The sequence below is a fragment of the Bacillus sp. JK74 genome, assembly GCF_053663395.1.
Window position 1 is genome coordinate 1 of record NZ_JBSJQB010000004.1, and the last position, 13,970, is coordinate 13,970.

At 49.3% G+C, this 13,970-nt stretch carries 11 protein-coding genes; 5 read left to right on the top strand and 6 right to left on the bottom strand.

Annotation, left to right across the window (positions count from 1 at the left end; genetic code table 11):
• The 4 genes from ACWJJ5_RS13155 to ACWJJ5_RS13170 form a co-directional block, all read left to right on the top strand.
• Positions 1 to 2,424, top strand: a 2,424-nt coding sequence (locus tag ACWJJ5_RS13155; protein WP_454022456.1) for a condensation domain-containing protein, incomplete at its 5' end; no start/stop codon positions are given.
• A 34-nt stretch (positions 2,425 to 2,458) separates the two neighbouring features.
• Positions 2,459 to 6,295: a surfactin non-ribosomal peptide synthetase SrfAC gene (gene srfAC / locus ACWJJ5_RS13160; protein ID WP_454022457.1), complete on the top strand. Its 3,837-nt coding sequence runs from the start codon at positions 2,459 to 2,461 to the stop codon at positions 6,293 to 6,295.
• A gap of 19 nt (positions 6,296 to 6,314) precedes the next feature.
• Complete coding sequence (gene srfAD / locus ACWJJ5_RS13165; RefSeq protein WP_058906554.1) at positions 6,315 to 7,046, top strand: surfactin biosynthesis thioesterase SrfAD; 732 nt, start codon at positions 6,315 to 6,317, stop codon at positions 7,044 to 7,046.
• A 121-nt stretch (positions 7,047 to 7,167) separates the two neighbouring features.
• Positions 7,168 to 8,478 carry an aminotransferase class I/II-fold pyridoxal phosphate-dependent enzyme gene (locus ACWJJ5_RS13170; protein ID WP_058906555.1) on the top strand — a complete coding sequence of 437 codons (1,311 nt, stop codon included), beginning with the start codon at positions 7,168 to 7,170 and terminating at the stop codon, positions 8,476 to 8,478.
• Between the two features lie 36 nt (positions 8,479 to 8,514).
• Here ACWJJ5_RS13170 and ACWJJ5_RS13175 read toward each other — a convergent pair whose 3' ends face one another.
• The 6 genes from ACWJJ5_RS13175 to ACWJJ5_RS13200 form a co-directional block, all read right to left on the bottom strand.
• Positions 8,515 to 9,189 carry a 4'-phosphopantetheinyl transferase family protein gene (locus ACWJJ5_RS13175; RefSeq protein WP_146276099.1) on the bottom strand — a complete coding sequence of 225 codons (675 nt, stop codon included), beginning with the start codon at positions 9,187 to 9,189 and terminating at the stop codon, positions 8,515 to 8,517.
• A 98-nt stretch (positions 9,190 to 9,287) separates the two neighbouring features.
• Positions 9,288 to 9,899, bottom strand: a complete 612-nt coding sequence (locus ACWJJ5_RS13180; protein ID WP_440100094.1) for a YczE/YyaS/YitT family protein — start codon at positions 9,897 to 9,899, stop codon at positions 9,288 to 9,290.
• 117 nt (positions 9,900 to 10,016) lie between these two features.
• Positions 10,017 to 10,760, bottom strand: a complete 744-nt coding sequence (gene tcyC, locus ACWJJ5_RS13185) for a cystine ABC transporter ATP-binding protein TcyC (RefSeq protein ID WP_129092000.1) — start codon at positions 10,758 to 10,760, stop codon at positions 10,017 to 10,019.
• Positions 10,761 to 10,772: 12 nt separating this feature from the next.
• Positions 10,773 to 11,477 (bottom strand): amino acid ABC transporter permease, encoded by a 705-nt coding sequence (locus ACWJJ5_RS13190; protein WP_003156375.1) that lies wholly within the window; start codon positions 11,475 to 11,477, stop codon positions 10,773 to 10,775.
• Positions 11,464 to 12,261, bottom strand: a complete 798-nt coding sequence (tcyA, locus tag ACWJJ5_RS13195) for a cystine ABC transporter substrate-binding lipoprotein TcyA (protein WP_003156373.1) — start codon at positions 12,259 to 12,261, stop codon at positions 11,464 to 11,466. The genes ACWJJ5_RS13190 and tcyA overlap by 14 nt, the downstream gene beginning before the upstream one ends.
• 128 nt (positions 12,262 to 12,389) lie before the next feature.
• Positions 12,390 to 13,262 carry a LysR family transcriptional regulator gene (locus ACWJJ5_RS13200; RefSeq protein WP_070081351.1) on the bottom strand — a complete coding sequence of 291 codons (873 nt, stop codon included), beginning with the start codon at positions 13,260 to 13,262 and terminating at the stop codon, positions 12,390 to 12,392.
• A gap of 91 nt (positions 13,263 to 13,353) precedes the next feature.
• Between ACWJJ5_RS13200 and ACWJJ5_RS13205 the strand changes: the two genes are divergently transcribed.
• Positions 13,354 to 13,968 (top strand): non-oxidative hydroxyarylic acid decarboxylases subunit B, encoded by a 615-nt coding sequence (locus tag ACWJJ5_RS13205; RefSeq protein ID WP_109567357.1) that lies wholly within the window; start codon positions 13,354 to 13,356, stop codon positions 13,966 to 13,968.
• Positions 13,969 to 13,970 lie beyond the last annotated feature (2 nt).

A 13,970-nucleotide genomic window follows, 5' to 3' on the forward strand; every position in this document is an offset into this window, starting at 1 on the left:
GTGACCATCACCTTCCTGCCGACGCAGCTGGCCGAACAATTTATGGAGCTGGAAAATACCTCTCTCCGCATGCTTCTCGTCGGCGGCGACAAGCTGAAGCGGGCGGTGAAAAAGCCGTACACGATCGTCAACAACTACGGCCCGACGGAAAACACCGTCGTCGCGACAAGCGGCGTCATCAATCCTGAGGAAGGATCGCTTTCGATCGGACGGGCGATTGCCAATACGAGAGCTTATATTCTCGGCGACGGAGATCAGGTACAGCCGGAAGGCATTGCCGGTGAATTGTGCGTGGCCGGCCGCGGTCTGGCACGCGGATACCTGAACCGTGAAGAAGAAACGGCGAAGCGGTTTACCGCAGATCCGTTCGTGCCCGGCGAGCGCATGTACCGGACCGGCGACCTCGTCAAATGGAACGCGCAGAGCGGCATCGAATACATCGGCCGTATCGACCAGCAGGTCAAAGTGCGGGGCTACCGGATCGAGCTTTCAGAAATCGAAGTCCGTCTCGCCCAGCTTGCGGACGTTCATGACGCAGCGGTGACGGCTGTGGAAGACAAAGCGGGCAATACCGCGCTTTGCGCCTATGTCGCGCCTCAGCAGAACGATATTGAAGCGCTCAAAGCCGCGCTGAAAGACACGCTGCCTGACTACATGGTGCCGGCGTTCTGGGTGGAGCTGGCCGAGCTTCCGGTCACCGCAAACGGAAAGATTGACAAAAAAGCCCTGCCGGAACCGGACATTGAAGCGGGAAGCGCCGCGTATAAAGCACCGGAAACGGAAATGGAGACGCTGCTTTCTGACATTTGGCAGGAAGTGCTCGGTCTTGATCAGATCGGCGTAAGCGATAATTTCTTCACGCTCGGCGGTGACTCGATCAAAGGCATCCAAATGGCGAGCCGCCTGAACCAGCACGGCTACAAGCTGGAGATGAAAGATCTCTTCCAGCACCCGACCATCGAAGAGCTCGTCTCTTATGTGGAGCGGACGGAAGGCAAGCAGGCCGACCAGGGACCTGTCGAAGGCGAAGCGGACTTAACGCCGATCCAGCGCTGGTTCTTTGAGAAAAACTTTACCGACAAACACCACTGGAACCAATCCGTCATGCTTCATGCGAAAGACGGCTTTGATCCGGACCTGGTGGAAAAAACCCTGCAAGCATTGATTGAACACCATGATACGCTCCGCATGGTTTACCGTGAAGAAAGGGAAGGCATCATTCAGACATACCTCCCTGTCACAGAATGCAAGGCAAGCTTTGAAATCGTTGATCTGTACGGAACTGACGAGGATATGCTGAAAAGCCAGATTCAGCGGCTTGCCGATCATCTTCAGGGAAATTTTGATCTGGAGAACGGCCCGCTGTTAAAAGCCGAGCAATACCGGACAGAACAAGGCGATCATCTGTTAATCGCGGTTCACCATCTCGTCGTGGACGGGGTTTCATGGAGAATTCTGCTTGAGGATTTCGCTTCAGGTTATAAACAGGCGCAGCAGCAAAACAGCATCGTCCTCCCGCAAAAAACCCACTCCTTTAAAGATTGGGCGGAGGCGCTGAACACGTTTGCGCAATCAGAAGAGCTGAAAAAGCAGGCGGCTTATTGGGCGCAGGCAGATGCGGAAGAACTCCGGCCGCTGCCGAAAGACCATGAGCCGACAAAACGGCTCGTCAAACATACGGCGGCCGTGAAATGTGAATTGACTGAGGAAGAAACGGCACAGCTGCTGACAGATGTTCATCATCCGTACGGAACGGAAATCAACGACATTCTGCTCAGCGCGCTCGGCTTAACGATCGGTGAATGGACGGAAAACGGCAAAGTCGGCATCAACTTAGAAGGACACGGCCGGGAAGAAATCATACCGAACGTCAATATTTCACGGACGGTCGGCTGGTTTACGGCCCAATATCCGTTGATTCTGCAGATCAGCAAGGAAGACGGCGTCTCTTCCATCATTAAAACGGTAAAAGAGACAGTGCGGCGCGTTCCTGATAAAGGTGTAGGATACGGGATTCTCCGGTATCTGTCATCCGATGAAACAGAAAAAGGCGTCACGCCTGAAATCAGTTTTAACTACTTGGGGCAGTTTGACAATGAAGTGAAAACGGAATGGTTTGAGCCGTCTCCATATGATATGGGACGTCAAGTCAGCGAAGAGTCAGAGGCGTTATACGCACTGAGCTTCAGCGGGATGGTTACAGGCGGCCGCTTCGTCATTTCCTGCTCATACAACCAGGAAGAATATGAAAGAAGCACCGTCGAAACACAGATGCAGCGGTTTAAAGACAATCTTTTAATGATCATCCGCCATTGCACGGCCAAAGAGGAGAAAGAATTTACGCCGAGCGATTTCAGCGCGCAGGATCTTGAGATGGATGAAATGGGAGACATCTTTGACATGCTTGAGGAGAATTTAACGTGACAAAAACAGTTAACAGAAGGGGGGAGCGGAGCAGATGAGCCAGTTCAAAAAAGATCAAGTTCAGGACATGTATTATTTGTCGCCGATGCAGGAGGGAATGCTGTTTCATACTCTCCTGAATCCCGGCCAAAGCTTTTACATCGAACAAATGACAATGAAAGTAAAAGGCAGCTTGAATATCAAATGCCTTGAAGAAAGCATGAATGTGATCATGGACCGGTACGATGTATTTCGTACCGTGTTCATTCACGAAAAAGTAAAAAGGCCGGTCCAAGTCGTATTGAAAAAACGGCAGTTTCAGATAGAAGAAATCGATCTGACACACTTAACGGGCAGCGAGCAAGCATCCAAAATTAATGAATACAAAGAACAGGATAAGATCAAGGGCTTTGATTTGACGCGGGATATTCCGATGCGGGCAGCTATATTCAAAAAAGCGGAAGAAAGCTTTGAATGGGTCTGGAGCTACCACCACATCATTTTGGACGGCTGGTGCTTCGGCATCGTCGTGCAGGATCTGTTTAAGGTATACAATGCCCTGCGCGAACAAAAGCCGTACAGCCTGCCGCCGGTCAAACCGTATAAAGACTATATCAAGTGGCTTGAAAAGCAGGATAAACAAGCATCACTGCATTACTGGCGCGGGTACTTAGAAGATTTTGAAGGACAAACGACGTTTGCGGAGCAAAGAAAGAAACAAAAGGACGGCTATGAGCCGAAAGAGCTGCTCTTCTCACTGCCGGAGGCGGAAACAAAAGCATTTACCGAGCTTGCAAAATCGCAGCATACCACTTTGAGTACGGCGCTGCAGGCGGTTTGGAGTGTATTAATCAGCCGCTACCAGCAGTCCGGCGATTTGATCTTCGGCACAGTCGTTTCCGGGCGTCCCGCAGAAATCAAAGGCGTTGAACATATGGTCGGGCTGTTTATCAATGCTGTCCCGAGGCGGGTGAAGCTGTCTGAGGATACCACATTTAACGGCTTGCTCAAGCAGCTGCAGGAGCAATCGCTGGAGTCTGAGCCTCATCAATATGTGCCGCTCTATGACATCCAAAGCCAGGCCGATCAGCCAAAGCTGATTGACCACATCATTGTGTTTGAAAATTATCCGCTTCAGGATGCAAAAAATGAAGAAAACAGTGAAAATGGCTTTGATATGGAGGACGTCCATGTTTTTGAGAAATCGAATTATGATCTTAACCTGATGGCTTCTCCAAGTGATGAGATGCTGATTAAGCTTGCCTATAACGGGAATGTGTTTGATGAGGCGTTTATCCTGCGCTTAAAATCTCAGCTTCTCACAGCGATTCAGCAGCTCATCCAGAAGCCAGATCACCCTGTCAATACGATCAGACTTGTTGATGAAAAGGAAAGAGAGCTTCTGCTTACCGGCTTAAACCCGCCGGCTCAGACTCATCAGGCGAAGCCTCTGACGGATTGGTTTAAGGAAGCGGTGAATGTAAATCCTGATGCACCGGCGCTTACGTATTCCGGCCAGACTCTTTCCTATCGCGAATTAGATGAGGAAGCGAACCGTCTTGCGCACCGTTTGCAAAAGCAAGGTGCGGGTAAAGACACCGTTGTCGCGTTGTACACGAAGCGCTCGCTTGAACTGGTGATCGGCATTCTCGGCGTATTAAAAGCGGGAGCGGCTTATCTGCCGGTTGATCCGAAGCTGCCGGAGGACCGAATCTCGTATATGCTGACTGACAGTGCGGCAGCCTGTCTGCTGACACATCAGGAGATGGAAGAAAAAGCGGCTCAGCTGCCGTATACAGGAACAACACTTATCATCGATGATCAAGCACGGTTTGAGGAACAGGCAAGCGATCCTGCAGCCGCAATTGATCCTGATGATCCGGCGTATATTATGTATACGTCCGGCACAACCGGAAAGCCGAAGGGCAATATCACCACTCATGCCAATATACAAGGATTGGTCAAGCATGTAGATTACATGGCATTTTCTGAACAAGATACGTTCTTATCTGTTTCCAATTACGCCTTTGACGCATTTACCTTTGATTTCTACGCATCAATCCTGAATGCGGCACGGCTCATTATCGCAGATGAACATACACTGCTTGATACAGAACGGCTCACTGATCTGATCCGGCAGGAGAATGTCAATGTCATGTTTGCGACAACCGCACTTTTTAATCTTCTCACCGATGCGGGAGAGGAGTGGCTGAAGGGGCTCCGCTGTGTGTTATTCGGGGGTGAGCGCGCGTCTGTGCCTCACGTCAGAAAGGCGCTTGAGATCATGGGGCCTGGCAAGCTGATTAATTGCTACGGGCCGACTGAGGGAACGGTGTTTGCGACAGCTCACGTCGTGCATGATATACCGGATTCCATTTCCTCATTGCCGATCGGAAAGCCGATCAGCAATGCAAGTATTTATATTCTTAACAGGCAAAACCAGCTTCAGCCGTTCGGAGCTGTCGGTGAACTGTGCATCAGCGGAATGGGTGTATCAAAAGGGTATCTGAACCGTCACGACCTGACGAAGCAAACGTTTATCCCAAATCCGTTCAAGCCGGGAGAAACCCTTTACCGCACAGGGGATTTAGCACGATGGCTGCCGGATGGAACGATTGAATACGCCGGGCGTATTGACGACCAGGTCAAAATACGCGGACACCGGATTGAACTTGAAGAAATCGAAAAGCAGCTGCAGGAATACCCGGGTGTGAAAGATGCGGTCGTTGTTGCAGACCGCCATGAGTCCGGAGATGCATCAATCAACGCCTATCTCGTGAACCGGACGCCGCTTTCAGCTGAAGACGTAAAGAGGCACTTGAAAAAACAGCTTCCTGCTTACATGGTGCCGCAAACCTTTACTTTCTTAGAGGAGCTTCCTTTAACGACAAACGGGAAGGTCAATAAACGGCAGCTGCCGAAACCGGATCAGGCTCAGGCGGCGAAAGAATGGATCGGGCCTCGAAACGAGACGGAAGAAACGATTGCACACATCTGGTCCGAGATTCTCGGCAGACAGCAGATCGGGATTCATGATGATTTCTTCGCGCTCGGAGGCCATTCCTTAAAAGCGATGACGGCAGCGTCACGCATTAAAAAAGAGCTCGGTACGGACATCCCGGTGCAGCTGTTATTCGAAGCGACGACAATCGCAGACATTGCCGGTTATCTGCTTCACGGTGAAGAAAAAGGAATGAAAGATCTCACCATCATGAATAAAAATCAGTCTGACACACTGTTTGCGTTCCCGCCGGTTCTCGGTTACGGGCTGATGTACCAGCCGCTGGCAAAACAGCTGTCCGGCTATAGAATCTGTGCGTTTGATTTTATCGAGGAAGACAACCGCATCGAACGCTACACAGAGCTGATCAATCAGCTCCAGCCGGAAGGACCGGTCAAGCTGTTCGGATACTCGGCTGGCTGCACGCTCGCCTTTGAAACGGCCAAACGGCTTGAATCCGAAGGACGTAAAGTGGAGCGGCTGATCATGGTTGATTCCTATAAAAAACAAGGCGTCAGCGACTTGGAAGGCCGCACCGTAGAAAGCGATGTCCAGGCGCTGATGAAGGTAAACCGGGACAATGAAGCGCTGAATGACGAAGCCGTCAAAGAAGGTCTCGCCAAAAAAACAAACGCGTTTTATTCTTATTTCGTGCATACCATCAGCACCGGCACGGTCAAAGCGGATATAGATCTATTAACGTCAGAACCGGACTTTGCGATGCCGCCGTGGCTCGCTTCGTGGGAGGAAGCCACGACAGGTGAATACCGTGTGAAAAAAGGCTGCGGCAGTCACGCAGAAATGCTTCAGGGAGAATGTCTCGAAAGGAATGCTGCATATTTGCTCGAATTCCTAAGGAAGGAACATCCGAAGCTGACAGCTTCACGATAGAAAAGGAGGAAGCCCGCTAATGGTCCAGCTCTTTAAATCGTTCGATACCACAGAAAAAACGCAGCTCATCTGTTTTCCGTTCGCAGGAGGCTATTCCGCATCATTCCGCCCGCTCCACACCTATCTTCAAGGTGAGTGTGAGATGCTTGCCGCGGAACCGCCGGGACACGGAACAAATCAAATGTCCGCCGTTGAAGATTTTGAACAGCTTGTCAGCTTGTACAAGCAGGAGTTGAATCTCCGTCATGACCGCCCGTTTGTGCTGTTCGGCCACAGTATGGGAGGCATGGTCGCTTTCAGGCTGGCGCAAAAGCTGGAGCGGGAGGGGATTTACCCGCAGGCCGTGATCATCTCAGCCATTCAGCCGCCGCATGTTGAAAGGAAAAAAGTGTCTCATCTTGATGATGAAAAATTTCTCGCCCATATTATCGAGCTGGGCGGAATGCCGCAGGAGTTAGTGGAGAATAAGGAGGTCATGTCATTTTTCCTGCCTTCTTTCAGATCCGACTACCGCGCGCTTGAAAGCTTCCGTCCGTCTGATTCTCACATGATTCAATCACCCGTCCATATTTTTAACGGGCGGAAGGATAAAAAATGTATCAAAGATGCGGACGGATGGAAAAAATGGGCCGACAATCCCGTATTTCATGAGTTTTCGGACGGCCACATGTTCATATTAAGTGAAACTGAAAAAGTGGCGGAACGAATATATGAGATTATTAACAGGAGCACTGCAGGCCAATTGTTATAGGAGATGACAGACAGCATTCGCTGTCTGTTTTTTGTAACAAAATCTGCCCGTGAGTTTTCTCATTTATCAAAAATTTTATGTTATGATTTGATGGAATATAATTTTGAAGGGATTGTCGTACATGAATGATGCAGCAAAAGAGCTGAACAGAACATTATCTGAAGAAAACCCGCACGTGCTTCATATGCTTTCTGATTTGGGCAGAGAGTTGTTTTATCCGAAAGGGGTGCTGACACAATCGGCGGAAGCGAAAGCCAAGGCCGGAAAGTATAATGCCACGATCGGGATTGCCACCTCACAAGGCGAGTCTATGCACTTTTCCCATATTCAAGAGACACTGTCCGCCTATAACCCCGATGATATCTACGATTATGCTCCGCCGCAGGGAAAAGAGCCGCTCAGACAGGAATGGCTGAAAAAAATGCGTCTCGAAAATCCTTCATTAGCCGGCAAAGACATCAGCACGCCGATCGTGACAAACGCTTTAACACACGGGCTGAGCATTGCCGCCGACTTGTTCGTCAATGAAGGGGATGCGCTGCTTCTGCCTGATAAATATTGGGGAAATTACAATTTCATTTTCGGTGTCCGGCGCAAGGCATCCATTGAGACATACCCGCTTTTTCAGCAGGATGGGCGTTTTAATGCGGCGGGGCTGTCCGAGCTGCTGAAAAAGCAGGAAGAAAAGGCGATTGTCGTGCTGAATTTCCCGAATAATCCGACAGGCTATACGCCGGGAGAAGAGGAAGCGGCAGAAATCGTCAGCGTGATCCTGGAGGCGGCGGAGGCCGGCAAAGAGATTGTCGTGCTCGTAGATGATGCGTATTACAATCTGTTTTACGATGAAACAGCCATTCAGGAATCCATCTTCAGCAAACTCGCCCAAGTGCACGACCGGGTGCTTTGCGTGAAAATAGACGGCGCGACGAAGGAAAATTACGCGTGGGGCTTCCGCGTCGGTTTTATTACGTACAGCACAAAAAGCGAAAAAGCGCTGCGCGTGCTCGAGGAAAAAACAAAAGGGATTATCAGGGGAACGATTTCAAGCGCCCCGCATCCGTCCCAAACGTTTATGCTGCGGGCGATGCAGTCACCGGAATACGAGAAAGAAAAATCGCTGAAATATAACATCATGAAAAAACGGGCTGACAAAGTGAAAGCCGTTCTTGCAGAAAACAAGCACTATGAAGACGTATGGACGCCTTATCCGTTTAACTCGGGTTATTTCATGTGTGTCCGGCTGAAAGACATAAACGCCGGCGAATTGAGAGTATCATTGCTTGAAAAGAGAGGAATCGGGACGATATCCATTAATGAAACCGATTTGCGAATCGCATTTTCATGTGTTGAAGAAGAACACATCGCGGATCTGTTCGAAGAAATTTATCAAGAAGCAAAGCAGCTGCAGAAACAGGCGGAAATATCAGGCTGACAAAAAAAGGAGGGGGATACCCTCCTTTTTCTATGCTTACAGCAGCTCTTCATACGTTTTCATCGCAATCCCGTCACAAAAATCGGGATGCGCCGCACAAACGGCCAGCTTATATTCCTCGTCCGCATCATATGTGCGGATGAAACATGGTTCATGTCCGTCCGGGAGCTCAATGGACACATGGCCGTCGTCTTTGAGGCGGACGCTGAATGAATCAAGCGGCAGGGAAAGCCCTTTTCCGGCCTGCTTGATAAAGCTTTCTTTCATCGACCACAGGTGGTAAAAATAATCGGTCTGCTGATCGGGGTGTTTCGCTTGCAGATCACTGTATTCCGTCGGCGAAAAAAAACGTTTGGCGATATCAATCGTGCCGGGCTTCATTTTTTCAATATCAATGCCGATCGGTTTTGAATCAACGGCACACACGATCCAGCGCCCGGAGTGGGAAATATTAAAGTGCATGTCCGGAAGCGCGGGGATGTACGGCTTTCCGTATTCCTGGACGCTGAATGAAATCGCGGCCGGATCAAGTCCGTAAGCTTTCGCCGCAGCGGTGCGGATCAGCATGTCGCCGATCAAGGTGCGGTGAGCATCCTCCTTATGGTAAAAGCGCCGGCATTTTTCCCGCTTTTCAGCGGACACGGCCGTCATCATCCGATCCTCTTCCCCTGCAGAAAGCGGGCGGTCCATATATACTCCGTAAATCTTCATGTCCAGATCCTCCGTCTGAAAATATTGTCAAAACCATCCTATCATATCAAACGAAAGCTGTCCGAAAATAAAAAAACAAAACCGTTTCGGCTTTGTTTTTAATGCACGGACGTTGCCCGCCCGGAGATCGCGTATGTTAACAGTTTAGAGGACTGCGGCAAAGAAAAACGCAGAATCAGCCCCGTCAAAACAGCCGTAATAATGGTTCCGGCGCCGATCGGTCCGCCCATCACCCAGGCTGCGGCAAGAATCGTCAGCTCAATGCCGTTCCGCACCCATTGCACGTTCCAGCCCGTTTTTTCAGATATCAGCATCATCAGAGAGTCCCGGGGGCCCGCGCCGAGCCCAGCCGATACGTAAATACCGACGCCGCAGCCGATCAGCAGCAATCCGATAGAAAAAAACACGGCCGCTAAGGAAAAAGCGTGCGCCTCAGGAAGCAGAAACGAGAAGAAATCAATAAACATTCCCATCAGCACCATGTTTAAGATAGCGCCGATTTTCGGGAGTGTCCTCGTGAACAGGCAGGTTAAAGCCACGATGACCGCGCCGACCAAGATGGACCATTGGCCGACAGATAGCCCGAAATGCTGAAAAAGCCCATAATGAAAGGCATCCCAAGGGCTGATGCCGAGAGCTTTTCCTTTAATGGTTAACGATACCCCGAAAGACAAAATCAACAGACCGGCAAAATAAAACGTCCAGCGCATCAAGAATTCCCGCTTCAAAGAGGTCCCTTCTTTCATAAAATTTCATTAATTGTCATTGTAGCATAACCGCCAAAAAAAAGAAGAAGCGAAATCAGTGTTTCGCTTCTTCTCCGGCTCCTACAAAGGATTCAGTATACGGTTTAAAAACCGCTGCGTGCGTTCTTCTTTCGGCGCGGAAAAAATCTGGGCCGGCGGTCCTTGTTCCACAATGACGCCGCCGTCAATGAAGATGACTTCATCAGCCACTTCCTGCGCGAATTTGATTTCATGGGTGACGACGACCATCGTCCAGCCTTCGTTCGCCAAATCCTTAATCACTTTGAGCACCTCGCCGACCAGCTCCGGATCAAGTGCTGACGTCGGTTCGTCAAACAGCATCAGCTCGGGCTGAATCGCAAGCGCGCGGGCGATGCCGACCCGCTGCTGCTGACCGCCGGAAAGCTGGAACGGATATAAATCCATTTTGTCTTTCAGTCCGACTTTTTCCAGAAGCTCCATCGCTTCTTTTCTGACTTGCTCCTTGTCGCGCTTTTGCACTTGAACGGGTCCTTCCATGACGTTTTCAAGCGCCGTGCGGTGAGGAAACAGATGATACGCCTGGAAGACCATGCCTGATTTGCGGCGGAGGCGGAGAATATCAGCCTGCTTCACTTTTTTGGAGAAATCTATTGAAAAATCGGAGAATGCCAGCTCGCCGCGATTGGGGATCTCAAGCGCGTTCAGACAGCGCAGAAGCGTCGTTTTTCCTGAACCGGACGGTCCCAGAATGGCGATGACTTTCCCTTTTTCTATCTCCATATCTATCTTTTTTAAAATTTCATTCTGTCCGAATGATTTATTTAATCCTTTGACGGAAAGCATATCGAAACCTCCTTATTTGGCCACATAACGGTCGAGACGCCGTTCGATCACATGCTGTACGATTGACAGCAAGAAGCAGATGATCCAATAAATAAAGGCGGCTTCAATATAGATGACCAAGATTTGATCAAGGTTTTGCGCGCCGATTTCCTGCGCTTTTCTGAACAGCTCCGCGACGAGAATCTGTGACGCGAGAGATGTATCCTTGATCAGGCTGATAAATGTATTTGATAATGGCGGAATGGACACGCGAAACGCCTGCGGCAGGATCACGCGGAACAATGTCTTGCGATAGGTCATGCCGATCGTATAACCGGCTTCCCATTGCCCTTTCGGCACGGATGAAATAGATGCCCGGATGATTTCAGAAGCATAGGCGCCCACGTTTAATGAAAACGCGATGACTGCACTTGGGAAAGGGTCCAGCGTAATATTAAATGTCGGGAACAGATAAAAAATGATGAACAATTGAACGAGAAGAGGAGTGCCGCGCACCGCTGATACGTATACGCTGAACACCCATCTCAATGGTTTCATATTTGACATTCTGGCGAGCGCCGTAATCAGCGCGATGATCATTCCGAAAATAAAGGAAAGAATGGTAAGGGGAATCGAGTAATAGATTCCCCCGGAAAGAATCGGCCAGAATGACTGCTGCACCAGATCCCATGGAATGGCTGTTGCAATCACGGGCTCCGGCATGTTACTTAGAAACATCTTCGCCGAACCATTTTTTCGCTATTTTAGAAAGAGTCCCGTCCTCTTTCATTTCTTTTAACGCTTTGTTGACGTGAGTCACAAGTTCGCCGCTTCCTTTTCGGAATGCGAAATACGTCTGCTGCGGCTGGCCTGCTTCAAACGCGATTTTCACGTTTTTATTGCCGGACGTTTTTAAGTAGTTCAGTACGGCAAGCTTATCGTTGTAAGTCAGATCAGCGCGGCCCTGCTGAATGAGCTGAAGGGATTGCGCCATGCCTTCAACGCCTTCAATTTTCGCGCCGGCTTCTTTCGCTAATTTATTGTAATTGCTTGTTAATGACTGAGCCGCTGTTTTTCCTTTGACATCAGCCTCTTTCGCAATCGTGCTGTCTTTTTTCGTCACGACGACTGCATTTGACGTTGTGTATTTATCAGAAAAATCATATTGGTTCTCACGGCCTGTTTTGCCGACTTGGTTGGCGACGACGTCAAACCGTTTCGCGTTTAAACCGGCAAACATGCTGTCCCATTGTGTTTCTTTAAAGTCAGCTTTCAGACCGAGGCGTTTCGCGACTTCTTGAATCACTTCAACATCATATCCGGTCAGTTTGTCAGTCTTTTTATCATGGAAGGTAAACGGTTCGTACGTTCCTTCTGTACCGACGGTCAGTACGCCTTTTTTCTTGACAGAAGCCCAAAGATCGCCGTCTTTTGACTTAGATCCGCTGTCCTGTGAGTTTCCGCAGGCTGCAAGCATTGCGATGCTGACCATCATGAACAAAGCGAATAATGCTTTTTTCATCTTCTTTATTCCCCACTTTTCTGAGTAGTTTTATTGAGAAAAAATAGCTCCCAATTGTAAAGGATAACTTTTTTTTAGTATGAGTCAAGTAATTGGTTTTCATAAGCGGGAATTCATCGTGTTCCGGATCAAAATAATTCCAAGAACTGTCTGACAGGCTTCGGCAGGTAGCTGTCTTTTCTCCAGATGACGGCCGGTGTCATGACAAACGGGTTGTCTTCGATGATAACCGTTTTGACATGCGAGCGCATATGGACGGGAATCATCGTCAAAGGCAGAATTGTGGCGCCGAATCCTGATGATACGAGGCTTAAGAGCGTCGCGGAGTCATGGCATTCACAGACAACCTGGAGGTCGAGACTGTACTGTTCACAAACTTGGAGGACTTGGTCATACACACCTCTTCCATTGACGGTGCGCAAAAGGATCAGAGGCAAAGAGGCGATGTCATTCAGTTTAATCGTTTCTCCGCACAGTCGTTTTGAATGCTCGGACAGCACCAATACACACGGAATGTCTTCGAGCTCCTTCGATTCAATGCCGTCGTTTTTAATCAGGGTGGTGGTGACGGCGGCATCAATCTGCCGGGTTTCCAGAAGCTCCAGCAGTGAGACGGGCTCATCTTCCCAAATGTTAAAGGTGAGATGCGGAAACCGCTCTTTCATCTGTGACACTTTCTCAAGCATGAGCGCTGCGCAGTAAATGGTTGACCCGACGGCAAGTGTCCCGGCCACCTCCTCCTTCAGCTCTTGTACCTCGATTATAGCGTCCTCAAACTTATGAAGAATCTCTTTCGCTCTTTTCAAAAAGACATTTCCTTCATATGTGAGGGTCATTTGTTTCTTTTTATTGCGGTCAAACAGAATGACGCCCAATTCTTCTTCGAGCTGTTTCAGCTGTCTGCTTAAAGGCGGCTGTGCCATATGAAGCTTTTTGGCGGCCGTCGTGATTTTCTGCTCTTGGGCAATGGTGATGAAATAACGCAATTGCCGGATATCCATGAGAACGCGCTCCTTTCTATTATACCTTTAAGGTATGATACATAGATTTAACGAATATTTTTCATATGGATATATCAGGAGTATGATGGATTTGACACCACATTTCAAGCGTAAAGGAGGGGGCAATATGAAGCTCGTCATCGGAATGACCGGGGCAACGGGGGCCATATTCGGGATCAGGCTTTTAGAATATTTACAAGCCGCGGAGATCGAAACCCATCTTGTCGTTTCTCCTTGGGCAAATGTCACCATAACACATGAAACCGATTATACGTTAAAAGATGTCGAGAAACTCGCATCCTATTCGTATTCTCACAAAGACCAGGCAGCGGCGATTTCAAGCGGCTCGTTTGAAACGGACGGGATGATCATCGCTCCGTGCAGCATGAAATCACTGGCAAGCATCCGCACCGGAATGGCTGACAATCTGCTGACAAGGGCGGCTGACGTCATCCTGAAGGAGCGGAAAAAACTTGTGCTGCTGACAAGAGAAACGCCGCTCAGCCAAATTCATTTAGAAAATATGCTAGCGCTTACAAAAATGGGTTCCGTCATTCTTCCGCCGATGCCGGCATTCTATAACAAGCCGGCTGACATGGATGAATTGATAGACCATATTGTGTTCCGGACGCTTGATCAGTTCGGCATCCGTCTGCCGGAAGCGAAACGGTGGTACGGAATTGAAAAACAAAAAGGAGGAATCTGATA

Coding starts and splice junctions, on each gene's coding strand:
- srfAC (WP_454022457.1), top strand. CDS start 2,459: ATGAGCCAGTTCAAAAAAGATCAAGTTCAGGACATGTATTATTTGTCG.
- srfAD (WP_058906554.1), top strand. CDS start 6,315: ATGGTCCAGCTCTTTAAATCGTTCGATACCACAGAAAAAACGCAGCTC.
- ACWJJ5_RS13170 (WP_058906555.1), top strand. CDS start 7,168: ATGAATGATGCAGCAAAAGAGCTGAACAGAACATTATCTGAAGAAAAC.
- ACWJJ5_RS13175 (WP_146276099.1), bottom strand. CDS start 9,189: ATGAAGATTTACGGAGTATATATGGACCGCCCGCTTTCTGCAGGGGAA.
- ACWJJ5_RS13180 (WP_440100094.1), bottom strand. CDS start 9,899: ATGCGCTGGACGTTTTATTTTGCCGGTCTGTTGATTTTGTCTTTCGGG.
- tcyC (WP_129092000.1), bottom strand. CDS start 10,760: ATGCTTTCCGTCAAAGGATTAAATAAATCATTCGGACAGAATGAAATT.
- ACWJJ5_RS13190 (WP_003156375.1), bottom strand. CDS start 11,477: ATGTTTCTAAGTAACATGCCGGAGCCCGTGATTGCAACAGCCATTCCA.
- tcyA (WP_003156373.1), bottom strand. CDS start 12,261: ATGAAAAAAGCATTATTCGCTTTGTTCATGATGGTCAGCATCGCAATG.
- ACWJJ5_RS13200 (WP_070081351.1), bottom strand. CDS start 13,262: ATGGATATCCGGCAATTGCGTTATTTCATCACCATTGCCCAAGAGCAG.